We start from the raw sequence: 25,731 nt of genomic DNA, 5'->3' as shown, positions 1-25,731 counted from the left end.
AACGCCAATGAATGCTGATTATTTAGACCCGATTAATTCATTAAATATGCCGGAAATGGCAGACATGACTTTTGCAATGGACTTCCTTCTTCGTGCCAAGGAAGGTGTGCGGAATTTGTCCATCGCCCTGACAGAAACGGCTTCTCCGGATGTAAGAGCGCTGCTGCACAATCATCTTAAGCAGGGGATTGCAATGCACCAAGAAATCACAGAGCTCATGATTCGTAAAAAATGGTTCCATCCTTACAAGCTTAACGAACAGTACCAGCTCGACCAGCTTTCAGCGAAAAATACGGTGATGATCGGTCAGATGAATTTGTTCCCGGATGATACATCACGTAAAGGGATGTTTGATCGGACCCCAGATGAACATACTGGAGGACATAAAGCATGAAAGCTGTAACGTATCAAGGGATTAAAAATGTCGTGGTCAAAGAGGTACCGGATCCGAAGATTGAGAAATCGGACGATATGATCGTAAAGATCACCAGTACCGCCATTTGCGGTTCTGACCTTCACCTTATTCACGGGATGATCCCTAACCTTCAGGAGAACTATGTCATCGGGCATGAACCGATGGGGATCGTAGAAGAAGTAGGCCCCGGCGTGACAAAGGTAAAGAAGGGCGATCGCGTCATTATCCCATTCAACATCGCTTGCGGAGAATGTTTTTTTTGCAAAAATCATCTTGAAAGCCAATGTGACAACTCAAACGAACACGGGGATATGGGCGCATATTTCGGCTACTCCGGAACGACCGGCGGATACCCTGGCGGGCAAGCCGAGTATTTACGGGTTCCGTTTGCAAATTTTACCCACTTCAAAATTCCCGAAAGCTGCGAACAACCGGACGAGAAGCTAAGCTTGATCGCTGATGCCATGACGACGGCATTCTGGAGCGTAGATAATGCCGGCGTAAAGAATGGAGATACGGTCATCGTGCTCGGCTGCGGTCCGGTTGGACTTCTGGCCCAGAAATTCTGCTGGCTGAAAGGAGCAAAGCGGGTCATTGCTGTCGACTATGTCGATTACCGCTTACAGCATGCGAAGAGAACGAATAATGTGGAAATCGTAAACTTCGAACAGGATAAGAATATCGGCAACACTCTCAAAGAAATGACCAAAGGCGGAGCCGATGTCGTAATTGATGCTGTAGGGATGGACGGTAAGATGAGCGATCTTGAATTCCTAGCCAGCGGTTTGAAACTGCAGGGCGGCACTATGAGCGCATTTATCATTGCATCTCAGGCTGTCCGCAAAGGCGGGACCATCCAAGTCACTGGGGTATACGGCGGACGCTATAACGGATTCCCGCTCGGCGATATCATGCAGCGCAACGTGAATATCCGTTCTGGACAAGCTCCGGTCATTCACTACATGCCGTATATGTACGAGTTGGTTACTTCGGGCAAAGTGGACCCTGGAGACATTGTTACGCACGTCATTCCGCTCAGCGAAGCCAAGCGCGGCTATGAAGTGTTCGATACGAAAATGGACGATTGCATCAAAGTCGTCTTAAAGCCTTGAATATGGAGAGATACATGGGAGGACAATCCAAATGAATTTCAATTATGCTTTGCATGAGATGCTGGAGGTTCATGAAATAGCTGCGTTCAAGACCGTTTGTATGACCAAATCTAAAACCATGCAAGCTCTGGTAACCGACCCAGGGCTCTTACAAATTTTGCAGCAAGATGTGCAATTATCACAGCAGCAGCTTCAAGAGCTCGGTGGAGTGCTTTCTAAAGTGAACCCATAGGAGATGATAACATGAACCCAATCTTAGAACACGTGACAGGGCTTCATACGTTAACCGACGACGTGATCGCAATGGATTTTCTGATGAACGCAAAGAGCGTGGTCAGAAACTACGCCATGGCCGTGACCGAATGTGCCACCCCAGAAATCAAGCAAATCTTGATGAAACAGCTCGACGAAGCCATAGACTCCCATGAAAAGATAACAATCTACATGATGCAGCGGGACCTTTATCATCCCTACCATATTCCAGAGCAAATTCAGCTCGATCTGAAAAACATTCAGACCGCTATGAACATTCCGTCCTGACACCGTATTTCGTTCCGACAAAACGCGCAAAACCACCATGGTTCAGGCGCGTTTTTGATTTATCCGGAGACTTGGCAGAACAGAATGCTCCCCGTATAGTCTAACAGGTTCACGTCAAAGACTGGTGCACCCGCCAAGGTATCAAACTGGAGATAGATGCCAAATTACATTTTATTTTGAAATGGTCCCTATCACAGGTATGCGGAAGGGGCTGTTGTGTGTGGATTGTGCTTTAATCAGCTTCAATCTATAACGGATTTAATGAAAATCAAATTAACCATCTAATAAATAAATATTCCCGACGCAGCTATTGATCGTGGATCACAGTTTACAGTTGTATCCAAAACAAAGGGTAGTGTATGGTCATGGGGAGCAAACATTAAGGTCAATTAGGGGATGGAACTACATCACAACGGGGAACCCGGGTTCAGATTCCCGTTAAGCGGATCTTCCCGGTAAAGATGTCATCTATCGTTTTTTGAATCAAGCTTTTTTTGCTTGGCGGTGCTTTTTGCAGACCTTAAGTCTTCAAACTGTGCAGGGCTTTTTGAATTGTTGGGTGACATGTTAGGCTACTACAATTCCAGTCGTCGATTACAGATGATACATATCAATAACACTGCCTCTCAGCAGGATCAACGTTTCACTTGTGCTCATGAATTAGGGCATGTCATTTTACATCCGAACGTGAACACTCCTTTTCTCCGAAGACTCACTCTTATTCTGTGGATCGGATTGAACGGGAAGCCAATCAATTTGCAGTGGAGTTGTTAATGCCGGTTTGAACATTTAAAGAAAATTCCTGATTTTGAATTATAAATATATCTAATTGTTATCACCGAGAAAGAAATACTTTTTTAATAGAACAGGCCACGGCATGCGACTTCCGTCACATACCATGGTCTTTTTTTTAGAAAATCATACCTAAAATCCAGAGAATTCAAAGAACCTGGAAAACTTCTACATCCATAGAATTGACCCTTAGAGCTACCACACTTTGCAACCCCCATGGTTTGCACACGCCAAATTAAAATTCATATTATCTATAATAATATCTTAGGGCACTATCACTTACATAATAAGGACATGTGGTATAGTAATGTTGAACAAGTCCCAATTGCCCCCATTTAGAAGTCACATAATATCCAGTTTTTCTTCCTAAACTGGTTACTACACCTGAATGTTCATTTCCAGCTGTACTATAATAGACTTTGCCTCCCACGGATGGAGAAGAACTTTGATCATAGCTCCCATCAGTCATATAAGAATTCGGATAATTCATCCAATATGGATTACTTGTCGATTGGCTATACCATGCGTAGGAGTGGCAGTTATAAATTGATGTAGCAGAGCTTAATAGGGTAGCGCTTGAATAATTAGTTGCCACATAATTATTAGCCGCTTTTTTTTCAGCAGAAGACAATTGCTCAGCATTCTTATCAACCTGTACTGCCGTACCTTTTGGTGTATACACAGTATAACTTGACATTGTACCTTCGCTTATTCCTTGTTTTTCTGCCATTACCGAATAGGAACTTGCTGCAGTCAAGCCATAAATATTCTTTTGGGATTGTTTTTGGAAATATTTATTCTCCACTTCTTTTTCTAACTTTTCAGTCTCAGATGTGTTGAGTTTTTGTTGTATTTCATCTTGTCTTAAAATTATTTCCATATTAGATAAATCAAATATTTGTTTTGAAGTAACTGTTTTCGCATAATTTGCTACAGGCATTTGTTGATACTTTTCAATAAGTTTATTAGGTGCATCCTCTCTTTGGTATAACTCTTGAATTCCGTTAAACGTTTTCGATACCGCATCAATACCTTGTTGAAGAGTATCATACGCATAAATATCCATTAAAAGCGGATAGTTCAATACTGTTTCTATTAACTCGTTTGTTGTTAATTTCTTCAGAGTATCATCGGGAATTTGAGATACCTCTATCATTTTTGTGTGATCAGTTAATTCATTCCATGAACTTGTTCCAGGTTTTATAGGATAATCATAACCTATTGCTGCTGTATGTAATTCATTGGTCTCGTTGGCATAGGCAGGAATTGAAAACAAACTAACACAAACTAAAACAGATAGAATTACAGAAAGGAAAGAAATAGATTTTTCTTTAATTTTCATTTGAATCCCCTCTCAAATTGTTAGTTTTTCGTGATTTGTTATTACAGCATGACAAGAATGTTAATTATCTCTATAGCTAAACTCTAATTTCTTATGTTTCCCACCTCCCTCAGTTAATAGCTGATTATTCTTCGCTATACCGTATGATAGATATGGTTTGATAGGGTATTGGCACAATTGACATTGAGAGCTCAGATTGCAGTGGTATTCTCAAAATCCAAGAAAAACAAGGATTTTGCATCACCGGATTACTTCTCCCCCTTGCCCTTCCTAAATTTCACGTAATAAAACAGCCTTCTTAGAGCGCGTTTGATTCGATAACAAATGCGTATTTATATTCACCATTCCCCCAGAATGCATCTATTATAAAACCTCTAAATACAGTTTTATCTTTCTTATAGTAGGAACTCAATCGAGATGCAATGTGTGTTTCTAATTTAAAGCTATAAATTCCTTTCTTTTTGACGTATGGAACCTCGACTATTTCTTTAGGAGTATATAAATAATCTCCATTCGAATTAATTAATCCATCACTTATGGAAAGTTTGTCAGGTGGATTCGATCCAAAATCCAGCGAAATTTCATCACCACTTTTTAAAAATTTAATTTTTTTTGAATTCCCTCCCTCAAAGGCAAATAAAAATATTTTTTTTGTGTCGTTTAATGAAGAACCTTTTTCGGTATTATTCAATGTTTTAAATTCAATTTTCTCTTTCCCACCCATGATCTCAACAATTCCAGTATGACTGTCATCACACCCGCTAAATGTTATAAACATTGAAAGTAAGAATATATTCAATAATATTTTTTTATTTTTATTAATAATGATCATTCCCCTCTTTATGTTCATACAAAATATGCTTTAAATATCACCACATCAAAATCGTACAACAATTATCTATTTATGTAAATATTTTCTTTTTAAAAGGATATAATTTGAATATAGCCCATTTTATTCATAATTTTAGGATGGTATTATAGATGGCTATCACAAAATCCACGCATGGAGCAAATTACATTCGAGCCTTTTGACTTATCCAATGGTTTAAAAAGCCAATGGTCCCACCTGTGAGAAGATGCACACCACAACAAAAAGACCTAACAGCACTGACTGCCCAGCATGCGGATCTGAATATAGAGCAAGAGTTGCTTACTGCGGGATAAGTTTCGAATTGTCTAACACACAGGTGTAGACGATTGTAACGAAGCCGCTCATTGACTACAATATGCGAAATAAAAAACTAATCAAAACCAAAAAAGAACACTTCCGGCCATTATGCACCATGCGTCCGTGGAAGAAAGATGGCTGTCAGAAAGTATTCAAGATTAAAGAACGATACGGACTGACTTAAGTACACGTTCCCGACTAGAGGAAGCCGGGGCTACAAAGAGCTGTATAAACAACGAACAGCGGTGGTGCTGGTGAATGCATATACATAAGATTTTTATCAGTTAAACAACATTCGCCATGTAGGTTGGATGTTAGCCAAGGAAGATTCAAATGTCATCACTGAGAAAGACATGCTATTGCAAAAAACAACACCTCAAATCCAGAGAATTAAAATAACTTGGCAACAGGATTACTGCTCTGTTATACTACTTCGATTGTTTTAATATGCCGACATTTGGGAAAACTGCTGCAGCCATAGAATTGACCCTTTGAATATCCTCACCTTCACCTTTATCGGGTGTCTAAGATAAACGTAGCTCATAGACGTGATTGCTGCGAATGGTGTGAGCGATGTATCTTCAGAAGCCTTAACGAGTCTACATTCTGCGGTGATGGCACAGTTTGAGCGGCAGGAGAATTATAACCGCACGCTCATAGAAACCATGCAACGTGAGCGAGAGGATAATCAAAAGCAACGTGAGCTGGGATCGCCAAAAGTTCGAACGTCTCAGGGGGAAGTTAGCTGATGCACGAGGCGAGGCGGCCTCTACTAATGAGAGGCTCAGTGATGAGATCCGGAAAGGCCAGCAGGAGACGAGCAAACAGCTGAGCGAGATTCTCTCTCGCATGGATACATATGGAAAACGTAAGTCGTTTTTTTGAAATATTTGTTATTGATACGTCCAACCCCATTGGGGGTACCGTGACAGGAGGCGCAGTTGTACCAAAAACCTTTACTATAAATGAGGGATATGGCCATATTAAACTGCTTATGAAAAACTATAGTAGCAGTTCAGTTACTGTTAGCCTAACACACAAAAATTCAGGTTGGGTATATTTTTCCGAGGTGATTCCAGGAGATGGATCTATTACATGGAAAAATTCCCAACATGTTTACGAACAAGGCATGCTTGGTGGAGACTATACGCTTCAATGGAGTGGTGGCGGTAGTAACGTTAATGGAGAATTTTTCGGAAAAACTAGTTCATCTATTTCCGATGTTACAAATTAATTCAAGTTTTGCTGTTGAGAAGCTCCCGATTCCCGGGGGTTTTTTTATGCTATAGCACCTCCTGCTAGAGATCGTCTGAGAACGCTAAATTAGTACATTTTCAAAACTCCCTGTTTTTATGATTGTTCCACGAAACTCTAATCCGTTGTTATGCGCTAAAAAGATGGCCGATTTTGAAGATCAAAAGCTCAGACCTTCACAAATGCAACATGGGTGATCTATATTCACCCTTTATTTACGCATGCCCAATTCTCCATCTCCCGGCCACCGGCTCCTTCATCATCCTCTTCTTCTCTTTAACTACAGGATGAAATCCTGCCAATTCATGAGTCAGAGTGAGAAAACTGAATCATTTCGAGGGAGTGTAACAGAAATTGCTTGATTATTGGCAAATCGGGTGGATTTATCTCAAAAGGAATTTCCTTATAATTAAAAAAAACGTAATTCTATCACTTCTTCTCTATTCTTTTCTAAAGTGCCGATATAATCATTACATAAATAAGCAGTCACAACATTATACACTTCGTCTCCATGAGGATATTTGTAATAAAACTCGTCGCCTGAAACACATCAAACAATGTTAATGAATTTGCGATTAAACCTGTCTCCTCTAATAGTTCTCTCTTAGCTACCTCTGGGAGGGTCTCTCCTAACTCTAATGAGCCACCAGGTAACCCCCATAAGCCATTGTCGGTTCTGCGTTGTAATAAATGCATCCGCATCACAAAAAGCCGCCATAGGATTCAAGATCAAGCTGACCGTTTCCTGTCAGCAAGGCAACGATATTTCTATTCTCATATTGACGACACATTTTTTTAATCGCATTTATTGTATAAGAGCTTTCCGGTGAAGCGATGATCCCTTCATTCCTAGCGAGTTCAATAGCCGAAGCCATGGCCTCCGTTTCATCAAAGGCTTGAGCCTCAATGATGCCTTGATTGACAAAGTGGGATACGATCGGAGCCGCAGCATGATAGCGCAAACCAGAAGCGTGCATTGCTGGTGGTCTAAAATCATACCCCAAGGAATACATCAGCAGTTTACTGCCCCCTCCTTCTCCATCTGCATAATCGTAACCATATTCACCTTTGGTAAGCGTTGGAATGGCTGTAGATTCAGTACAAATCACACGTTCCAACCGTTCTCCATAATAATCTACAAGTGGTAGGGCAAAGCCGCCAAAAGAACTGCCACCGCCTACACAGCCAATCACGATATCCGGTTCAATATTGTGACTGGTAAGCTGCTCTATTACCTCTAATCCAATTACAGTATTGTAGGTAAGCACGAAATCAAATAATGAGCCTGCTATGTTAATACTACCATTCGCTTGTGCAATTTCTTCCAGTACCTCAGAGGTTGCAAATGCGATAGAACCGTTTCTTTCACCTCTAGCCAGAAATGCCCTTCCTGCCTCTGTTTGATCACTTGGCGAAGCTATAACGTCCGCTCCGTACATTTTCATCATAAGGACCCTTAGCTTCTTTAATTCATAAGAACTGCGGACCATATAGACTTTACAATTTAAACCAGTCAGTTTTGCAGCAAGTGCCGCTGCAACACCTGTTTGACCTGCACCCGTTTCGGTAATTACAGCCGTTTTACCCTCCACTGAACCATAGTAAGCTTGCGGTAAAGCTGAAGTGATCTTAAAGCTCCCATTGCTTAAAGTATCTTCACGTTTGATATATATCCGATTAGTTGTCCCCCAAGCTTTTTCTAAGCGGTATGCACGCTGCAATGGCGTTTGGCGGCCAACCATACGGTAGCTTTGTTTAACTGGTTCTGGGATGCCGATCCAACGCTCCATAGATACAGCATGTTCGATAACCTGAGCCGGGTGATATTTCCGGTACTCTTCGACCTCTTCATATTTATATATTTTCTGTAACTGTTCTTCCGTGAGCAAACTCCTTACATTAAGCCACTGATTGATCATTAGACATGAGCTCCTTTTAATGAAGCAGCACAAGCGCACCTGCATTGTTCGGGTTCCATTTTAGTCAGTACAACTCCCAGAACTGCAGTCATTCTTTCTACGGAGGCTGCAAAATTGTTAACAACGTCTTCATGTGTAGTGGGAAGATCTGGATGGTCCTGACTATTCAGCACACAGGCCATATCTGTAACAACTCCAAGTGACATATAGCATATTCCACGTTCACGGGCCAATACTGCTTCTGGATAGCCAGTCATAGAGATGACATCATTTCCTTCGTGATAATAAATCCGGTTCTCTGCACGCGTGTTGAAACGCGGCCCTTGTATAACCAGCATTACCGCTTCATTGTGAAAACGGTATTTAGATGATATGAGGCTCTCTTCCGCAAGAAATCTCAAATCTTCACAAAAAGGGTCACTGGCTGAAACATGAACCGTTTCCGGACCGTCAAAAAAGGTATCCTGTCGTCCCCATGTTCTGTTCACAAACTGATGGGATAGCACAAAATCTCCTGAGACCATAGCAGGATTCAAACTACCCACTGCGTGTGTCGCTATCAATTTTCGTACACCAAGGTTATAAAATGCCTGGATATTGGCTCTGTAATTAACTTTGTGCGGGGGAATCTCATGCTGTATTCCATGCCTGGCAATGAAATATACCTGTTTGCCAGCAATAACACCAGACTGAATGGCCGAGGATGGATCTCCATATGGTGTTGTCATCATAAAAGAGTCATGATGCTCCAATAATTGATAGAGCCCGCTTCCCCCAATAATCCCAACTGCATTATCCATTATGTGTTAACTCCTTAATATTCACCGATTAAAACAAGCGGAAGCCATTCTACGCCGAATTGTTCGCGCAAATTGTGACCAGCCTGTTCTTGACGGTCAACGATTGATGAATACCCTTCCACTTCTATGCCCAGTTCGTGTAATATTTCACAACATCTTGCCGCAGCTGAACCTGCACCCGTCACATCGTCAATCAGCAGCACTCGACTGCCTGAAGGTAGATTTCCTTCAATAATGCTGGATTTTCCGAAAGGTTTAAGTTCTTTGCGAATCATGAAGCCGTGCAGGCCCTTTCCTCTTAAAAAGCTCAAAGTCATAATCGCGCCAATAAGCGGTAGGGCAGCGCTGCAAGGGTAATTAACTCAGGCTGGTACAGCAAACATGCGGTTCCACATAGACATCGCAAGTCCCACCTGATCGACGACATTTGTAGAGCAGGCTCAATAATCTCTCTATAATGCTGCAAGCGGTCTGCGAACATGTACATTTGCAGGGCGTTGTAATCAACCAGATGACGTTTTTCAGGTTCATAAATAAAAGTTTTAAAAATATGAAGCTGACGCATTTCTGGCGTTGGCTACATAGTTAAAAGAACCTCCTTCCCTTCATTACGTAACTTTTCCGCAAGCATTTCTATCATTGTGGTTTTGCCTACACCATTATTCCTAGTTTTTTATTCATAGCCAGACCGATCCCTGCAATCCGATTGTATCCATTAAAATCTCCTGCAAAGAAGCATTAGAAGCTCCAAGAGTACAAAATTTTTGCTGAAGAGTAATTTCGGTGATATTTCCTTGTGTAGTCAGTAGTGTGATGGAAGTCCCCTTCTCAGTAGTAACCCAACCTCCCGCTTCCTCAAGAATCAGGGATGAAGCAAGAACATCAACCAGTTTCGCCGTATAGCTGATATCAACAAAAACCGAAGCAGCACCACTCGCCAAACAGCAGAGATCCAGTGCCGCACAACCCATAGCCCTGTAGCTCTTAAGCTGAAGAATTACCCTTTTCATGGCTTGCAGCTCCCATTCCTTCTTTGCTAATCCAACAAATATGCCGTCTCCCTGATTCAGCCGTTGCTGCATCAAAGTATGGATCGGCTGTCCGTTTCGAAATGCGCCTTTTCCTTTGATAGCAGTGTATTCATGACCATTAGCTAAATTAATTACATATGCCCCACATACTTCGCCATTCTCGTCCAAAATAGCTATTGAACAGGCGTAGTAAGATAAACCCATAGTAAAATTTTTAGTACCGTCCAGAGGATCAAGGATTACAGTAAACCTCCCCCGGTTAAAGTCCAGATAACCACTTTCTTCACTGATAATATTACGGACAGCCGGAATACCCTTAAAAAAGTTTAGACAAAGTTCTTCAAGTACGAGATCAATCATCAAACTTCTTTCACCATAAGCATTAACCTCTTGAACGCTAAATAATGTTTTTTGATTTAGACAAGCCACTTGTTTGAGTGCATAACCCAATTTCGTACATTCCCTTATAATCTCTTGAACTTGTTCAATGCTGTCCGCCATGATCTCACCTTCTTTTATTAATGTAAGAAACACCTTTCCTTTGAAAAAAGAAGGGTACAGTCAGTTTCCACCGCTAACAATTACTGCACAATTAGTCTTTACTGAGCATGCGATATGCCAAGCCATAAGTACATCCTCTTCCAGCAATTTGGCATGATGATGGCAGAACCATGGATGTCCAGCAACTATGATTTTGAAAAGAAACTAACTTCATTAGTTGTTATAAGAATTATAATAATTTTATAACTCTAATAAATCACAGATAATGTCCTCATCAAAACGCATAAAAGCGGAATTCCATAAGGAATCCCGCTCAATAAAATTCATAGCCTAAATTTAGACACAAGAACATGATGAGAGCACACTGAAGAAAATCTCGTGAACAAACAAAGCATGGTTTTATATTGAAGTTAGATCCCCCATAGTCAGATAATCCGGTAGAAATGCTCAGGCCTTATTTCTGAGCATATATGAGAGCTATTGAATTTATTTACATTATATTAGCACTATATTCTTTCATTTGTAAATAGATTCCACTCATTGTACAATTTCACCTATCGTAACAAACGCCGGGCATCCTTCATCAAAGATCATCCGTACTTGTTTCACTCTGAAAGAAGTGGCTCACTTGAACTTCTGAAAACCGTACATGGGACGTGGTCATCTAAGCAATTGGCGAAGCTGCTGCGTAACATGATTACACTATTGTAGGATTGGGTGATATAAGGGATAGTATGAATAGCGCACCTACCCATCCTAACAAAGCACCGCTGACTCTATCAATACTCATGATTCATGACTCTTTTCCATTCTATTCAAACGTGAATTCTCAAAAGACCACTCTACGACTTGATCTTCAAACTGTCTAAATACGTCCTCCTGCAATCCCATATGAAAAAAACGTCTGTTTACCTGGCACTGTTAAAGTTAATGGAATCTCTGCAATCCCATCATGGAATTGAACATCGATTACCGTGTTGCCAGAAGCTGAGAGTTCTACATCACCAAATTTCCCAGAGGATTCAGTACTTGATATTGTATAACCGGACACCCTTACTTTAGCAATTCCATTTAATAAATCATTTTCAATATCATCATCTCCATAGACATTACCATAAACGCTTAATTTAACAGTCGTAGGCTCGCCGGACTTAATAGTTGGTCGACTTAATTCAATGGTATTAGTCAGTGAATTATTAAGCTTAAGCGAAAACATACTAGCGATTTCCATCCAACCTGTATTTGACCATTCTGACCAAAGACTTTCATCTTTAACTCTTACCTTGACTTGCAGAGGTTCAAATGTTGGGAGTTTCAAACTAGATAACCATGTTCCGGTTGTTGTTGTCAGGCTAGTTTTCACTTCCCCCGAATCAGACACTATGCCCCCCGACTCATCCAGGACCTGCACTTGGTATGCAGTGAATTTGGTTAGCTCTGCATCCTTCTGGTTCCATAGAATCGATGGGTTGCTTACATCGGTCTCAGAGGGACTCTCTTGCGTGCCCAGTGGATAGGTCAATGTCACCAACGGTGCCTGATTTTCCTGCACTTGTACTGGAACCAGTCGCTGTACCGTGGTTCCATCCCCTAAGTGTCCCTCATTGTTACCTCCCCACGTCCAAATACTTCCATCGGTTTTCGACGCTATCCCGCTCTTTGCTCCCCCTGCTACAGAGCTCACGCCACTTAAATCCGTTACTCTAACCATGTCGGTCTGCTCCGGTTCTGGCGTTACCTTTCCATTGCCTAGCTGGCCATAACTGTTGATTCCCCAAGCCCATACACTTCCATCGGACTTCACCGCAAAGCTTGTTCCACTTCCTCCAGCTATGGATTTCACCTCACTCAATCCAGGCACCTTATATGGTGTTCCAAACTTATAGAATACTGTTCCTAACATCCAAACGCTTCCGTCTGCTTTTAGGAACACTCCATGGGTAGTCCCACCGACGATTCGCGTGATTTCGGTTAATCCGTCAAGTTGCTTAGGTTCTACCTGCTGTGTATCGCCTATCCCTAGATTGTTGTAATAATTCGCTCCCCATCCCCATACTCTTCCATCGGTTTTCAACGCATATACAAAACTATTCATACCTGCTGCCAAGGCAGTTACCCCAGTAAGGTTGTTTACTTTAACTGGGCTGGTTTTGTTGTACTGGTATCCTATGCTTCCGTTCCCTAACTGGCCATAGTGATTTCCTCCCCAAGCCCAGACCGTGCCGTCACTCTTTAACGCATAACTATTGGATTGACTGGCTGTTATGGCGATAATTCCCTCCAACCCTGGTACCCGTGTCGGTACATATGAAGAAGTAGCCCCTGTGCCTAACGCCCCCAATGATCCGCTTCCCCATGACCACACACTTCCATCTGCTTTTAGTGCCAAGCTATGCTCGCTTCCTGCTGCCACGGCTACTACATCTGTTAAACCCAAAACTTGCGTCGCTGTTGTTTTACTGGTTGTCGTTCCGTCCCCCAGTTGACCTCCACCATTGGAACCCCATGCCCACACCGTTCCATCCGCTTTCACATAAAGGGTGTGGTTCGTGCTGGAACTAATAAGACTTAGAGGAGTTTTAGCATAGTGCACACCTTCAGCAGAAAAATTCCCCGCCTCATCCTTCGCAACTACCTTTAACTTATAGGTTCTATCAGAGCTCAGACCCGTATATGTGTATTCATTTAGAGTAGTAGTGCCTATAAGCTTTGTGCCAAGATATATGTCGTATCCAGTTACCCCCACATTATCACTCGAAGGACTCCATGTTATTTTTAAGCTATCATAATTTCTTAGTAGAGTAGAAAAACCAGTAGGTGTCGAAGGTTTGGTCTTATCTACCTTAGCCTGACCAGACACCTCATCACTAATTAAATTCACATTATCTATAGACCTAGCGTAAACATTATATAATCCCGCTTCACTAACAATGACTGGCTGAGTGTAATCCTTCCATTCTTCATCATCTATTTTATATTGATACTTTTGAAAACCACTATTCGGGAAGCCTTTGTCTGTATCATTGCCTCCTGTTAATGTGATAGTTACTAGCAGGTTTGTCCATTTTAAAGGCTCAATAGTCATAATTGGTACTGTTGGCTTGGTCCTATCAATTTTTGCTTCCCCAGAAACTTCCTCACTAAGATTAGCTGCAATATCTACTGATCGGGCAACAAACTTATATAAACCCTCAGTATCGACAATAATAGGTGCGGTGTAATCCTTCCATTCCCCATTATCAATCTTATACTGGTACTTTTGAAATCCGCTGTTAGGAAAACCTTTATCCGTATCAGTTCCACCCGACAACGTGATGGAGACCGACTGATTAGTCCATTTGGATGGTTCAATTGTCATTATCGGTTTAGGCGGATTGGTCTTATCAACTTTGGCCACCCCAGTTACTTCTTCACTATGGTTAAATACATTGTCCACTGATCTGGCGTAAACATTGTATAGTCCTTCTGTATCGATTACGAAAGGAGCAGTATAGTCTTTCCATTCTCCATCCTGGTTGATCTTGTACTGATATTTTTGAAAACCACTATCCGCATCCGTTCCTCCAGCTAATGTAATGGTGACAAACTTATTCGTCCATGCTGTAGGATCAACTGTCATTACAGGGATGGTCGGATTAGTAGTGTCTACCTTAACCGTTTCTGTTAACACTTCAGAGTCGTTTCTATTCTTGTCTCGAACATAAGACTTGAAATTATATATTCCTGTATTTGGGATTCATATAGGCGCTGTATACTCTTTGTATTCAGAATCGTTAAGATCATAAAAATATTTATAAATACCAGATGCATTATCTTCTCCGGATAAATTATAATAAACGTTTTTCCATACCATTCATTGACAATTATAATTGATTATTTTATCTCTAATACTAAATCTCTGCATACTTTATAAGGGTCACAGAAACTAATACTTTTATCTAAGTCTATTACAAAATCTATCAGCAATCTTTCATTACTTTTATTAAAAACTTTTAACCTGACATCTTCTCCATATGTTAAACCCAGTAACTCGTCGATATCTTTTTTCTTAATCTCTTCATTGGTAGTTTTATTCAATACTACAACGTTAACATTTCTTATCTCCTTGAACCTTTCCCTACTTTTATCAATATTCACTCGATATGGTAGGTGTTCTTGTTCTATTAAAACATCTACTTTTTCCATAAACTTTTCATGGTTCGAGAAACTAACATTAGAAAGTTTTCGATTTAATGAAGATTTTGATTCAATGAGCCAAGGTGTAAGAAAAAAAAAGAGAATAGTTGAAGCGACACAGATAAGAAGCAAAAGTTGCATTTTTTTTTCTAATAAGTGTCTTGCAAAAAAAAGATAGATTACGATACACAATAAAAAAATAGTAATATTAAAAAATAAAGAATCATAGTGGGTTACTTTGAATAAATCACCACCACCAATAGAAAAGATTATTCCTATAACTAAAAACCACATACCTACTCCAATTGCTGCGCTTAACGCAATAAAAAATATACTCATTTTCAATTTCTTTTTATTCTCCTTTGACTTGGTACCAGATCCCCCATCATCCAAAAGAATTAGAATAGGGTGCACAGTCTTTTGATAAAATTCAAATACATATTTATATGTGAAGACTTTTATAGTTAGTTTACACCTCCAAATAAACTTTACTTCTTCCCTTGTATCTATCAGCAGATTGAAAATATAGGGATTTATTTCTAATATCACCTATAAATAGGATCATCGGATTTTCACCTTGCTTTATGTATATCTGTTCAGTTTAATTCATATTAATCCATCCTGATAACCATTTTGATTGCATTGGCTGGAACACCGACTTTGTAGCTCCAAAGATCAGATACACGGCCCTCGTCTACAATGGAAAAGCGGAACATGGTCGCACAAGTGGCGCTCCCTTTCGAATATGATCTATGACCGCTGCCGGATCTAGCGCAGCCAGCGGTTCCAGCAGCTGTATCCAGCTCAATTCATAGCTACATTTAGTAATTAGTAGAGATAAAGAAACAAAATAATTATACTGATCGAAAAAATCCTTTTCTAGTACTAATTCCCCCAGGAAGCAGAATAAACATTTCTGCATAATATTCCGGAAAAAGTTCAATAGAAACAACAACCAATAAAGATCAAATTCACGGAGTTGTTCCAAACTCAATAATGATTCTATCACCCAGCTTAAGGACTCTACGGCAATTACCCCTTTTTGGGCCGGCGGGCAATGAGCCTTACCAGCTCCAGCAGAAGGATCGGCAGCGAAACCGAAGAAGGATACGCGAGATAGCGGGGCTCCCAGACTGGAGAGAACTTTTCTTTGTATTTTCTAAGGCCCAGGAATCCATACCAATGGCCTCCATGCTTAAAAACTAAATGGGCAAGCTTCTCTTCCCGGATGGCGGACTGAGTTTGCCCTACGCTTGATAGCGGGGCCATGCCTAAATTAAAGTATGCATACCCCTGTTCCTTTGCCCATTTTAATAGGCTGACAAATAAATGATCCATGGTTCCGTTAGGCGTAACCGGGAGATGGCGCATGAGATCCACTGACAGTGTGTCGCCATTATCATAGCTGGGTGCCAAAGAGGCAAACGCAATGATCTCACCACTTGGACTATACAATAAACTGAGTGTGGATTGCTGCAAGTAGTCCGCATCGAACCAGCCGAGCGAAAATCCCTTTTCCTTTTTTCCATCCAGCCACTTTTGCGAAATTTCATACAGCTGTTTCATTAAATCCTCTGGATGAGGAGGTTGTACGACCTCAAAGCGGAAGCCCTCACGTTCGAACCGGTTAGTAACGCTACGCAGATTTGCGCTTGGTTTACCGCTAAGGGTAAAGTGTTCCAAAGAAACCAAAGCCTCTTCACCCAATTTAAAGAAACGGTAGCCATTCTCATGATAAATTGGAAGGTAATGCGGAGAAACCTGGTAGAACACAACCGTTAAATCATAAAGATCTGCAAAGCGCTGACTTTCCTGAATGGCTTCACTGACCAAATTCTCTTTACCTATGGGATCACCAAGAACGACGAATTCCCTGCGGACAATGGCATAGGGGATCAACACCTGATCGTTGCATGCCCAAAAAAAGCTTTTATCTCCGGCAAATAATACGTGGGTCAGCAGGTTGCCTTGTTCGTGCTCAAGGAATCTGTGCAATCTGGCCCGTTCTGCAGCAGAAGCCCCTTTATTGGCTAACCGGTTTGGCCTAAGAATGAAAAAAAGTGTGATCAGCAGCCAAGCCATTACCAGACCTGCAATTGCAGCCGCAGCATGCTGTTTCGGATTAATAAGCCACATTAGCTTCGCACTCGAAGACCAATGCTTAAGGATCGCAGGCGGAATCCCCGTAGCAATCAAATCGTAGACATAGGCAGCCAGAAGCGTTACAAGCCCCCAAAGGGCTGCTTTTCCTTGATCAAAGGGTGTAGCGACTCTGAAAAATCGGTTTCGTGATATCCAAAGCAGCAATGCCACGATGAGCAGGAAGATCGCTTCCTCAAAATCAAACGCCTTGGTAAATGTGAACAGTGCACCGGCACAAAGAAAGAATAGAGTCAGCCGGTACGCCCGCTTTACCCGATGCGAAATCCCCCAGGAAAGTACGAGCAGCAATAGGCCAATGATTACACTTAATTGATGGGACAACCTCATCAGTGGAGCCGACAGCAGCTCCTCGGTAAATTGCAGCCGATTGAGCAGACCGGGTGTAGCGGCAGAGAGTAAAAGCACGATGCCACTTGCAAATACAAGCTTGCCCAGCGACCAAGCCCCGATCTCCCCGACAACTCCGAGCCGGGTTGGAAATTGCCATATCTTTTGCCAGTTGTTCAACACGCTCTCGAAGCCCACATTGTCCCGCCCGCTCTCTCCTTCACGCTCCCTGGCAAAATCAAATGCAGCTAGAATAAGACCGATCACCCAAGGGAAAAGGTAGTACAGCAAACGGAATAGAACAAGGACGGCAGCCGTCTTGTCGGATGGGTAACCCAATTGTTGGAGTCCCAGCAGAGCGGTTAAATCGAAGCCGCCGATACCGCCCGGAGCCATACTGAGCAGGCCGGTAATCGCTGAGAGTGTATAGATGCCAAGTGCCTGAGCAAGAGAAAGTGCAGGAAGAAAGCAGGAGCCGATGAGCCAGAAGGAAATTCCCGCAAAAGCCCACTCCAATAAGGAAGCGCCAACAGAGGCTACGATTGTAGCTGCATTCATCCGGGGCAGGTTCCGGTTCAACCACTTTGCGTAAAATGACGTACGCTGCAATATCAAGTACCCAGGTAAATACAAGGCGGTTGCCCATACCGCATAGATCGTCCAGGGATGAGATTGTAGGACAGGCTTCATAGGCAATACGCCGAGAATGCCAGCCCATGAGAGTACAGAAAGTCCGGTTATTGTAATTGTGGAGAGGAAAGCGATGGATGCAGTAATGGTCTTCGCAGGAATTTTCCGCTTTCGGTATAGGAATGTCCGCAAAGCGGCTCCGGCAATCCCGGAGAAGCCGATGACACTATTGGAGGTATTAGCGATCCATGAATATCGAAAGGTCTCCCAGAAACGGAGTGGAATACGGAAATGACGCCGGAGAACAAAATCGTATAGACTAACCGCCGCAACCGAGATCAGCGCAAATCCAAACAGTAGAAGTACAGTCGCCGGCTTCATACGGTGAAGAATGTGAAGAGTGCCGACCCAGTCAATTCTTCGGAATTCCTTCTTCCCCTCCCAGTAAATGAACAGAATCACCGCTGCAGGAATAATGATCTGAACCAGCTTATAGCGGTAAAGAGCTGAGAAAAGCTGTACAATCTGCAATCGTCGAAGAATTTCCCCGAACCTTTTCATAGGCACCCCTCGCTTTCTCCACCTATGCTTCCCATTTTTATAGTGCTTAATCCACATTACCAGGCAGCTTCAGCCGCAGATCAGCGGTGAAGAACAGCCGGTAGATCAGCATGCTCAGCAGCATGCTCGTAATTGCCGCAGACGCGGTGAAGGAGAACACAATAAGAATCTGGTAACGCACGGCTATTACCGGATCGGCTCCGGCAATAATCATCCCGGTCATCATTCCGGGGAGCTGAACAAGGCCCACCGTCTTCATGCCGTCAATCGTAGGGATCATACTGAATTTCACGGCTCTCGCCCTAACCTTCTGCATGGCCTGCTGAGCCGTGGCTCCAAGCGACAGCAGCGTTTCGATTTCTCCCTTGTTCTGCTGCATTTCATGCTTGAGGTGGTTGATGAACAGCCCGGAGACGACCATTGCACTGCCGATGGTCATTCCGCTGATTGGAATGATATACTGCGGTGTGGCTTTGATAATATGCAGGCCAAGCAGTATCCCCATCATCAAAAGCTCCATAGCTAAAATCGCCACAGCAATTCTCCAGACCAGTCCGGGCAATCCCTTCCCTCTCTTGGCTGCATTCCATGAGGCGACACCGATCATAAAGACAATAATCAAGACGACATAAATCATATGCTCAGCCTGGAAAATAAACTGCAGCACGTAACCAACTGCCAGGAGCTGAATCGCTGACCGTATGGTTCCAACGGCAATATCTTTTTCCAGGCCGAGCTTTTGCCAGATGGAGACCAGCATGGTTCCCATAACAAACAGAAGGGTAAAGCTTAGTGCGGTTAGTGTCATGAATGCACGGCTCCTCCCACGGGCTGATCAAAGAAAGCAGCACTGCTGTATTCCTGCATCCCGCCTTTGTCTATAACCCAGGTTCGATTGCTGATTCTATGGGCCTGCTCCAGATCATGGGTGACCCAAATCAGGGTTGTTCCTTCTTCCTTATGCCGGTTCATCAACAGTGCTTCGACCTTCCTTGTACTGTCTATATCCAGTGAGGCTGTGGCCTCATCCAGCAAAAGAATGCTTGGCCGAAGCAGCAGCGTGCGGATCAATGAGATGCGTTGTTTCTCCCCGCCGGAGCAATCCTCTGCTTTTTTGGCAAGGTCCAAGTGGTCAAGTCCAAGCTGTTCCATAAGCTGTGCACCAAGTGCAGCATCATAGGGCTGTCCATGCAGTCTGCTGATCGTACGCAAATTATCCTCGATGCTGCCTGGCAGCATTACCGCTTGTTGGGCCACATAAGCAACCGCCATTCGCCATTCACGCGGATTTGAATTTTTAAATGAAGCGCCGTTCAGCAGCAAATCTCCTTCATCTGGTATGTCCAGCAAGGCCAATATCCGCAGCAGTGTGCTTTTCCCCTGTCCAGAAGCGCCGATAAGCGCAACCCGCTCCGGCTTGGTGATTTCAGCAGAGATACGTGAGAACAAATACCTGCTCTCCCCCTGCGCTCCAGCCTCCCAATTGAATTTGGCCAGATTATGTATTTCAAATACAGCACTCACAGTGCATCTCTCCTCTCATTAAATCTATCAATAATCAGCACCCTATATTATAAGCATTCAGTCCATCACATACATGAGGCTAGTTAAGAAAGTTTTAATAAATGGAGTTTAGTATGAAGAGTATTCCAGTAGGCTGCCCAGAAAAGAGGAGGAAATATGTTTAAATCGAAATTAATCATAGCTTCAATAGCTTTATGTACTTTGGGAGCGAGTTCCCTCGTTCATCCCAGATCAGCAACTGCTGCCCAGCCGGTCCCGGCTTCAAAATCTGCGTATGATCATATTGTCATAGTAATCGAAGAAAATCATTCCTCACGGAAAATTCTGAATAACTCTTCAGCTCCATATATGAACAGCTTGGCTAAACAAGGATTGAGCCTCACCAATCACTATGCCATCACGCATCCAAGTCAGCCGAATTATATTGAGCTGTTCTCCGGCTCCAATCAGGGTGTAACAGACGACTTGTCCCATCCCCCGACGAACCATGCCAATTTGGCTTCTGAGCTTATTAGTCACGGGTATACCTTTGGCGGCTATTCAGAAGGCCTGCCCGAGGTGGGATATACCGGTCCTTATGACCTGAGAACAAAATATGCAAGAAAACATAACCCTTGGGTCAATTTCTCCAATCTGCCGTCCAGCATCAACATGCCGTTAACCAGCTTTCCCAAGGATTTCAATCAGCTCCCGACCGTTTCTTTTGTCATACCGAATCTAAATAATGACATGCATGACGGCAGCATTAAGACTGCGGACCAGTGGCTCAAGAGTCATCTGTCTGCCTATGCCGGCTGGGCCGCTAACAACAATAGTCTTCTTATCGTTACCTGGGATGAAGATGATATGAGTGAGCATAAAAAAATACCAACCTTTATAGTTGGCGCTAAGGTCAAGAAAGGCTCTTATACCATAAAAACTAATCATTACTCATTGCTCCGCACCCTTGAAGATATGTATGGACTGAACACCCTTGGAAAAAGCAAAGATGCCCAGCCCATCAAAATAAGGTAAGAATGCAGAACAAACCTTAAATTATTTGCTGATCAGATAGATTAAAAATACTGCAGCAAGCACAAACCGGTAGTACGCAAACGGTGCGAGCTTCAGCCGTTCAAGCAGCTTCAGGAAGGTAATCACGGCGAGTAGGGCAAGGGCAAAGGCGACAATAAATCCGGTGATAAAAAATCCGGCGTCGGCTGCCGTTAGGGTATGGTAGCTTTTTAGCAGCTCATAACCGCTTGCGGCTACCATCATCGGAATGGCAATGAGGAAGGAGAAATTGGTTGCCGCTTTGTAGCCCGCACCTGCCAGCAGGCCCCCGGCAATCGTTGCTCCCGAACGGGAGAAGCCCGGCCATAAGGACAGGCACTGGAACAAACCGATGGTGATCGCTTGCTTGTAGGATAGCTGATCAATATTCTCTGCCTGTACTGCAGTGCGTTTGTATTGACCAAGCAGCATGAACAAGCCTCCCATAACAAGTCCTGCGAGCACTGTATAGGGAGAGAACAAATACGTTTTGATGAAGGAATGAAGGACGAGTCCCAGCACCATAGCAGGCAAGCAGGCCAGGATAACATGGATCAGGTTCAATTTCTGCTTCGCATTCGTATTTCCATTCTCGGAATCCACTTTTACTAATCCCAGCAAGCCAAGAATCCGCCGCCAGTAAATGACTGCCACGGCAAGAATGGCTCCAAGCTGAATAATGATTTCGAAGGTCTCTGCTTTTTCTCCTTTGAATCCAAGGAGCTCTCCGCTTAAGATGAGATGGCCTGTGGAGGATACCGGCAGAAATTCTGTAATCCCCTCGACAATGCCTTGAATGATAGCAATGATGTAATCATGCATGTATAGCTGGCTCCTCTCTGCTGTAATTATTGATAGGGCTATTCATAGAAGCGCGGATAAGAACAATACTGCTCTTATCCGCGTCTTTCTAATATTTTCACAAAAAAGTTGTCAGCTACTCCGGCTTATTCGTGATGTCTGCCCTCATGATCGTCCTTCACCTGCACCACTTGCTTACCTGTTAAGTCAACCGAATCAGGAGTTGTTCCATTAATAGCAGACAACTGGACATCCAGGCTAGCAGTTAATGTATGTGAAGCTCCTTGGGTATCCTGTCCGGTAAAAGTGATGTCAAATTGCTGGCGCTGAATTTCATTGGCAGGACTAATTACCGCATGCAAGCTGAGGCTTTGAATCTGGACGCCATCTGTCAGAGCAATATCCTTGGGGTTAAACAGACTTTGCCGAAACAGCTTCTCAGGATTGCTTTCCTTCGCTGCTCTGCCGCTCTCAGTGGAACGCTCCCATTTGGACTGTTCCGAAAGATGTTTGAAAGCAACCGGTGCAAGGGCTTGCACCACAGCCGGGATTTGTGCGTTGTCTAGCTGGAGTGAAATATCCTTGGAACCGTCCTCTCCCGTAGTGGATGTGATCTCATTCTTCAAATTTCCGATCAATGCATCAATGACCGTCTCTGCCTGGGAGCTGAACCAAGCCTTGTCCTTGGTCTCCTTCCCTGCTTTCCGATGATCCTCCCTATCCTTGTCCTGCTTCACATAATAAATATCCGAAGCATCGCTCTTCCAGACTTGCCCGTCAGGCTGACTGTAAAGACTGATAGTCTGGGCATTTGTTTTCCCGCTGATCTTGACGGTTCCGCTCACGGCTTCATTTTGCCGACTTGCCTTCAAGTTGCTCTGGGCCTGGCTAATCAGGGAACCATTGTCCTTAAGAACCGCATCTGCCTGAACCGTAACACTTGTCAGATTCTGCGTGGTATTCTTGAGCGCAGCCTTGTAATCATCATAACCCGAGGTCCCTGCAAACGCAGTAAGTCCAGTAGCTAACATTACAGCACCGCTAATCCCAACTGCACTTCCGGTCAATAGCCACTTCTTCTTCATTCTTGAACCTTCCTTCCAATGCTGAATTTTCTTGCAATCCAAGCCTAAGCGATAATCCTAAATTCGCAATGAAGAGACTATTAAATAAATCTTAAATTATTAGGCACTACAGGATTCAGATTGGAATTCTTAATTCCATATGAACTCTGAGACTGAATCTATAGTAAAACCTGGTCTTTCTTGGTTTTCGTCAAGTAAAGGACCAGTCCCAGGATGATTGCGATAAAGATGATACTGGTACCGGTAGTACCCAGCTGGAGTCCGCCTTCGCTGCGGGGCTGCGACAGATAATCACCCAGCGACGCTCCCAAAGGGCGGGTCAGTATATAAGCCATCCAGAAGGCTGTGACAGCGTTCAGCTTGAGGCGAAAGTGCGCCAGCGTTACGGCACCAATCAGTGCGGCAAAAATGACTGCCGAAATCCAGTACCCGAGATCCAGACTTTCGGCAACAAGATCTCCGGCTGCGGTACCCAGGGCAAACGTAAAGAGAATGGCCAGCCAGTAAAAGGCTTCCCGTTTTTTTGTGGTAATCGAATGGATCGACAGGGTCTTCTCATTGGCGTACCAAGCCACAAAGGTTACAACCAGCGCCAGTGAGAAGTAAATTGTCGTTGATTCCAGTGGCACTCCGAGATTGTCTACAAGGTTGTCAGTAATCAGTGTCCCCACTACGCTGATCAGTACGACGGCCAGCCAATATAACGAGGGTACGTATTTGGTAGAGGACATCTGAAAGAAGAGTGAGATGATCAGCAGGCCGGTGATCACCAGGGTGGTGAGCGTTAAGCCCCAATTCAGGTTGAAATTCAGAAAGTCTGCTGCTGTTTCTCCCACCGTGGTGGCCATAATTTTAATGATCCAGAAAAAAATCGTAACCTGTGGAACCTTGCTCCATATTTGGCGTTCATTCATATCCAATGCTTCTGCTCCTATCATTGAAGGACTCCCCTTTCATTTGTAACCTGAATTGTGGTATTTCCACCTGCGCAACTTCCTGGCTATACCTCCTTCCGGTCAAAAAAGATATAGCCCAGCGTTACAAACAAAAACAAGCCGGACAATAAGAATAAGGTGGTGGTGGCAAGTCTGCCCGTGGAAACGGTATGGCTTAACCATAGTGAATACCAGTCTGTATAGGATGTTATTGAAAAAAAAGCGAAGCCGTTAATCAAGTAAGGAACCGTTTTGGCCCCGGTGTATAACAGAATGGAAAAAACAAGAAATCCTGCGGCACTGCGGAAAAATTGAGCCGTAAATACGAACAAGGCTGCAAGAGACCACATAGACAGGAACGCAGCAGCGTAGGCTTTCAACAGACTGAAGATATGGAGACTGCCCGTACCCGGAGTCCCGAACAGCAGGTTGCACAGTGTGCTTGCCGTTCCCAAGAGCAATAGCAGAATGCCGATGGCTATGCCAAGAACAAGAAATTTGGCAGTGTATACTCCGAGTCTTGTGACTGGCCGCAGCAGCGCCAGCTTCAAGGTACGTGATGAAATTTCCTGTGGGAATAAATCAGCAATCTCCACCATCATGAACAAGGGGATCAAGAAGACGGTGTATATCTCCAGCATTTGAACCGGATAGGAAGGACTGACGGCAACAATCCCCAATATCGGCTGCAGAGAATGGAAAAGTAAAATCAGCAGTACTGGAAGGATGACGGATACCAAGATGAAGATGATAGTTTTTTTGCGGTAGATCATGAGCTGCAGTTCGTTTCTAATTGCTGCTGTTAAGCCCTCCATTATCCATCAGCTCCTTTCCCTTTTGCAGCTCGGCAATGTAATATTGTTCGAGAGAAATATTGTCCGCAAGCAGTTCATGCACATTCCCTTCACGTACCAGCACGCCTTGATGCAGAATGCCCACTCTGTTGCAGAGCTGTTCCAATTCATGAATCATGTGGCTGGAAATCAGAAAGGTGATTCCCTGTTCAGCCGATAATTGCTTAACCAGAGCACGAAAATGAACTACGCCTTCAATATCCAGTCCATTGGTTGGCTCATCCCAGATCACAAATTCCGGGTAGTGCAGGATGGATGAGGCCATGGCCAGCTTTTGCTTCATACCAGTGGAGAAGTGTCTTATTTTCTCTTTGGCAAAAGCGGCCAGACCCACGGCTTCCAGCACTTCATCCAGCCGCTGGGGCGGCAGCTCCGGATAGAAGCTTGCATTCAGCTTTAAATATTGGCGTGCTGTGACATAATCGTAAAAATCGGCGGATTCGATCATGCAGCCTACCTTCCTCATACTCGATGCGAAGGATTGATCCAGATCTTGTCCAAACAATGAAATGCTCCCAAAGCTCGGAGTAAGCAGTCCGGTCAGCATTTTCAGAAGCGTAGTTTTACCTGCACCATTGGGTCCGAGTAATCCGTAGATATCTCCCTTGCTCAGTGTCAAATTCACACCGCTAATCCCTCTACCGCTATGGAATTCTTTGCTCACTCCTGTCAGCTTGGCTATGCTTTCCATGCCTTCTCCCCCTTGGCGTAACCTTTTATCCTTTTCCAGTAAGCTTTCACGCTAATTTAGAGTAAAGGATAAATCTAA

General features: G+C 43.5%; 24 protein-coding genes and 1 riboswitch. Of the genes, 7 read left to right on the top strand and 17 right to left on the bottom strand.

Annotated features, from left to right (window positions below):
• Nucleotides 1-7 precede the first annotated feature (7 nt).
• The 5 genes from A3844_RS10395 to A3844_RS10375 all read left to right on the top strand — a co-directional run bounded on the left by A3844_RS10395 (nucleotide 8) and on the right by A3844_RS10375 (nucleotide 2,841).
• The gene (locus tag A3844_RS10395) at nucleotides 8-394 is read left to right on the top strand and encodes a spore coat protein (protein ID WP_074107350.1); all 387 of its coding nucleotides are present in this window, start codon (nucleotides 8-10) and stop codon (nucleotides 392-394) included.
• On the top strand, nucleotides 391-1,527 hold the full coding sequence (locus tag A3844_RS10390) for a zinc-dependent alcohol dehydrogenase (RefSeq protein WP_074083996.1): 1,137 nt from the start codon (nucleotides 391-393) through the stop codon (nucleotides 1,525-1,527). Before A3844_RS10395 ends, A3844_RS10390 begins: the two co-directional genes overlap by 4 nt.
• Nucleotides 1,528-1,558: 31 nt before the next feature.
• Nucleotides 1,559-1,759 (top strand): hypothetical protein, encoded by a 201-nt coding sequence (locus A3844_RS10385; protein ID WP_074083995.1) that lies wholly within the window; start codon nucleotides 1,559-1,561, stop codon nucleotides 1,757-1,759.
• Between the two features lie 11 nt (nucleotides 1,760-1,770).
• Nucleotides 1,771-2,067 (top strand): spore coat protein, encoded by a 297-nt coding sequence (locus A3844_RS10380; protein ID WP_074107349.1) that lies wholly within the window; start codon nucleotides 1,771-1,773, stop codon nucleotides 2,065-2,067.
• A gap of 564 nt (nucleotides 2,068-2,631) precedes the next feature.
• Nucleotides 2,632-2,841 (top strand): ImmA/IrrE family metallo-endopeptidase, encoded by a 210-nt coding sequence (locus tag A3844_RS10375; protein ID WP_371916012.1) that lies wholly within the window; start codon nucleotides 2,632-2,634, stop codon nucleotides 2,839-2,841.
• 265 nt (nucleotides 2,842-3,106) lie between these two features.
• Here A3844_RS10375 and A3844_RS10370 read toward each other — a convergent pair whose 3' ends face one another.
• Both A3844_RS10370 and A3844_RS10365 read right to left on the bottom strand, forming a co-directional pair.
• A complete protein-coding gene (locus A3844_RS10370) occupies nucleotides 3,107-4,201 on the bottom strand; it encodes a hypothetical protein (protein WP_074107348.1) in 1,095 nt (364 codons plus the stop codon).
• A 298-nt stretch (nucleotides 4,202-4,499) separates the two neighbouring features.
• On the bottom strand, nucleotides 4,500-5,033 hold the full coding sequence (locus A3844_RS10365) for a hypothetical protein (protein WP_074083991.1): 534 nt from the start codon (nucleotides 5,031-5,033) through the stop codon (nucleotides 4,500-4,502).
• 1,195 nt (nucleotides 5,034-6,228) lie between these two features.
• Between A3844_RS10365 and A3844_RS32280 the strand changes: the two genes are divergently transcribed.
• Complete coding sequence (locus A3844_RS32280) at nucleotides 6,229-6,603, top strand: hypothetical protein (RefSeq protein ID WP_143192062.1); 375 nt, start codon at nucleotides 6,229-6,231, stop codon at nucleotides 6,601-6,603.
• A 506-nt stretch (nucleotides 6,604-7,109) separates the two neighbouring features.
• Here A3844_RS32280 and A3844_RS33435 read toward each other — a convergent pair.
• From A3844_RS33435 to A3844_RS10295, 10 genes are all read right to left on the bottom strand, one after another.
• Nucleotides 7,110-7,319: an NUDIX domain-containing protein gene (locus A3844_RS33435; RefSeq protein WP_244169747.1), complete on the bottom strand. Its 210-nt coding sequence runs from the start codon at nucleotides 7,317-7,319 to the stop codon at nucleotides 7,110-7,112.
• Nucleotides 7,320-7,324: 5 nt separating this feature from the next.
• The gene (locus A3844_RS10340) at nucleotides 7,325-8,542 is read right to left on the bottom strand and encodes a TrpB-like pyridoxal phosphate-dependent enzyme (RefSeq protein ID WP_074107347.1); all 1,218 of its coding nucleotides are present in this window, start codon (nucleotides 8,540-8,542) and stop codon (nucleotides 7,325-7,327) included.
• Complete coding sequence (locus A3844_RS10335; protein ID WP_074107346.1) at nucleotides 8,542-9,342, bottom strand: MTAP family purine nucleoside phosphorylase; 801 nt, start codon at nucleotides 9,340-9,342, stop codon at nucleotides 8,542-8,544. The genes A3844_RS10340 and A3844_RS10335 overlap by 1 nt, the downstream gene beginning before the upstream one ends.
• A gap of 14 nt (nucleotides 9,343-9,356) precedes the next feature.
• Nucleotides 9,357-9,617, bottom strand: a complete 261-nt coding sequence (locus A3844_RS10330) for a hypothetical protein (protein ID WP_074083985.1) — start codon at nucleotides 9,615-9,617, stop codon at nucleotides 9,357-9,359.
• A gap of 402 nt (nucleotides 9,618-10,019) precedes the next feature.
• Complete coding sequence (locus A3844_RS10320) at nucleotides 10,020-10,874, bottom strand: inositol monophosphatase family protein (RefSeq protein ID WP_074107345.1); 855 nt, start codon at nucleotides 10,872-10,874, stop codon at nucleotides 10,020-10,022.
• Between the two features lie 402 nt (nucleotides 10,875-11,276).
• Nucleotides 11,277-11,368: riboswitch (purine riboswitch) on the bottom strand.
• Nucleotides 11,369-11,739: 371 nt separating this feature from the next.
• On the bottom strand, nucleotides 11,740-14,544 hold the full coding sequence (locus tag A3844_RS10315) for an RCC1 domain-containing protein (RefSeq protein ID WP_167374665.1): 2,805 nt from the start codon (nucleotides 14,542-14,544) through the stop codon (nucleotides 11,740-11,742).
• Between the two features lie 203 nt (nucleotides 14,545-14,747).
• Nucleotides 14,748-15,395, bottom strand: coding sequence for a hypothetical protein (locus tag A3844_RS10310; RefSeq protein WP_167374664.1), 648 nt, complete (start codon nucleotides 15,393-15,395; stop codon nucleotides 14,748-14,750).
• Nucleotides 15,396-16,082: 687 nt separating this feature from the next.
• Nucleotides 16,083-18,731, bottom strand: a complete 2,649-nt coding sequence (gene mprF, locus A3844_RS10305) for a bifunctional lysylphosphatidylglycerol flippase/synthetase MprF (protein ID WP_074107382.1) — start codon at nucleotides 18,729-18,731, stop codon at nucleotides 16,083-16,085.
• Between the two features lie 46 nt (nucleotides 18,732-18,777).
• A complete protein-coding gene (locus A3844_RS10300) occupies nucleotides 18,778-19,539 on the bottom strand; it encodes an ABC transporter permease (protein ID WP_074083980.1) in 762 nt (253 codons plus the stop codon).
• The gene (locus A3844_RS10295; protein ID WP_074100309.1) at nucleotides 19,536-20,255 is read right to left on the bottom strand and encodes an ABC transporter ATP-binding protein; all 720 of its coding nucleotides are present in this window, start codon (nucleotides 20,253-20,255) and stop codon (nucleotides 19,536-19,538) included. Before A3844_RS10295 ends, A3844_RS10300 begins: the two co-directional genes overlap by 4 nt.
• Before the next feature lie 156 nt (nucleotides 20,256-20,411).
• Here A3844_RS10295 and A3844_RS10290 point away from each other — a divergent pair, with 156 nt between their 5' ends.
• A complete protein-coding gene (locus tag A3844_RS10290; RefSeq protein WP_074107342.1) occupies nucleotides 20,412-21,269 on the top strand; it encodes an alkaline phosphatase family protein in 858 nt (285 codons plus the stop codon).
• A 21-nt stretch (nucleotides 21,270-21,290) separates the two neighbouring features.
• Here the strand turns inward: A3844_RS10290 and bacA are convergent, their stop codons facing one another.
• The 5 genes from bacA to A3844_RS10265 all read right to left on the bottom strand — a co-directional run bounded on the left by bacA (nucleotide 21,291) and on the right by A3844_RS10265 (nucleotide 25,653).
• Entirely contained in the window at nucleotides 21,291-22,109 is an 819-nt protein-coding gene (bacA, locus tag A3844_RS10285) for an undecaprenyl-diphosphate phosphatase (protein ID WP_074083977.1), read from the bottom strand.
• A 125-nt stretch (nucleotides 22,110-22,234) separates the two neighbouring features.
• Entirely contained in the window at nucleotides 22,235-23,173 is a 939-nt protein-coding gene (locus A3844_RS10280; protein WP_074107341.1) for a hypothetical protein, read from the bottom strand.
• A 158-nt stretch (nucleotides 23,174-23,331) separates the two neighbouring features.
• Complete coding sequence (locus tag A3844_RS10275) at nucleotides 23,332-24,111, bottom strand: COG4705 family protein (RefSeq protein WP_074083975.1); 780 nt, start codon at nucleotides 24,109-24,111, stop codon at nucleotides 23,332-23,334.
• 62 nt (nucleotides 24,112-24,173) lie between these two features.
• Nucleotides 24,174-24,923, bottom strand: coding sequence for an ABC transporter permease (locus tag A3844_RS10270; RefSeq protein WP_074083974.1), 750 nt, complete (start codon nucleotides 24,921-24,923; stop codon nucleotides 24,174-24,176).
• Nucleotides 24,898-25,653 (bottom strand): ABC transporter ATP-binding protein, encoded by a 756-nt coding sequence (locus tag A3844_RS10265; protein ID WP_074083973.1) that lies wholly within the window; start codon nucleotides 25,651-25,653, stop codon nucleotides 24,898-24,900. The genes A3844_RS10270 and A3844_RS10265 overlap by 26 nt, the downstream gene beginning before the upstream one ends.
• Nucleotides 25,654-25,731 lie beyond the last annotated feature (78 nt).

This window comes from Paenibacillus helianthi (assembly GCF_001909055.1).
GTDB classification, from domain to species: domain Bacteria; phylum Bacillota; class Bacilli; order Paenibacillales; family Paenibacillaceae; genus Paenibacillus_AQ; species Paenibacillus_AQ helianthi.
Note: the sequence above shows the minus strand (reverse complement) of the source record. Positions and strands in the feature narration are given on the sequence as shown.

Coding starts and splice junctions, on each gene's coding strand:
- bacA (WP_074083977.1), bottom strand. CDS start 22,109: ATGCATGATTACATCATTGCTATCATTCAAGGCATTGTCGAGGGGATT.
- A3844_RS10265 (WP_074083973.1), bottom strand. CDS start 25,653: ATGGAAAGCATAGCCAAGCTGACAGGAGTGAGCAAAGAATTCCATAGC.
- A3844_RS10380 (WP_074107349.1), top strand. CDS start 1,771: ATGAACCCAATCTTAGAACACGTGACAGGGCTTCATACGTTAACCGAC.
- A3844_RS32280 (WP_143192062.1), top strand. CDS start 6,229: ATGGAAAACGTAAGTCGTTTTTTTGAAATATTTGTTATTGATACGTCC.
- A3844_RS10330 (WP_074083985.1), bottom strand. CDS start 9,617: ATGATTCGCAAAGAACTTAAACCTTTCGGAAAATCCAGCATTATTGAA.
- A3844_RS10320 (WP_074107345.1), bottom strand. CDS start 10,874: ATGGCGGACAGCATTGAACAAGTTCAAGAGATTATAAGGGAATGTACG.
- A3844_RS10390 (WP_074083996.1), top strand. CDS start 391: ATGAAAGCTGTAACGTATCAAGGGATTAAAAATGTCGTGGTCAAAGAG.
- A3844_RS10395 (WP_074107350.1), top strand. CDS start 8: ATGAATGCTGATTATTTAGACCCGATTAATTCATTAAATATGCCGGAA.
- A3844_RS10335 (WP_074107346.1), bottom strand. CDS start 9,342: ATGGATAATGCAGTTGGGATTATTGGGGGAAGCGGGCTCTATCAATTA.
- A3844_RS10365 (WP_074083991.1), bottom strand. CDS start 5,033: ATGATCATTATTAATAAAAATAAAAAAATATTATTGAATATATTCTTA.
- A3844_RS10275 (WP_074083975.1), bottom strand. CDS start 24,111: ATGATAGGAGCAGAAGCATTGGATATGAATGAACGCCAAATATGGAGC.
- A3844_RS10375 (WP_371916012.1), top strand. CDS start 2,632: ATGTTAGGCTACTACAATTCCAGTCGTCGATTACAGATGATACATATC.
- A3844_RS10300 (WP_074083980.1), bottom strand. CDS start 19,539: ATGACACTAACCGCACTAAGCTTTACCCTTCTGTTTGTTATGGGAACC.
- mprF (WP_074107382.1), bottom strand. CDS start 18,731: ATGAAAAGGTTCGGGGAAATTCTTCGACGATTGCAGATTGTACAGCTT.
- A3844_RS10370 (WP_074107348.1), bottom strand. CDS start 4,201: ATGAAAATTAAAGAAAAATCTATTTCTTTCCTTTCTGTAATTCTATCT.
- A3844_RS33435 (WP_244169747.1), bottom strand. CDS start 7,319: ATGCATTTATTACAACGCAGAACCGACAATGGCTTATGGGGGTTACCT.
- A3844_RS10280 (WP_074107341.1), bottom strand. CDS start 23,173: ATGAAGAAGAAGTGGCTATTGACCGGAAGTGCAGTTGGGATTAGCGGT.
- A3844_RS10385 (WP_074083995.1), top strand. CDS start 1,559: ATGAATTTCAATTATGCTTTGCATGAGATGCTGGAGGTTCATGAAATA.
- A3844_RS10270 (WP_074083974.1), bottom strand. CDS start 24,923: ATGGAGGGCTTAACAGCAGCAATTAGAAACGAACTGCAGCTCATGATC.
- A3844_RS10290 (WP_074107342.1), top strand. CDS start 20,412: ATGTTTAAATCGAAATTAATCATAGCTTCAATAGCTTTATGTACTTTG.
- A3844_RS10340 (WP_074107347.1), bottom strand. CDS start 8,542: ATGATCAATCAGTGGCTTAATGTAAGGAGTTTGCTCACGGAAGAACAG.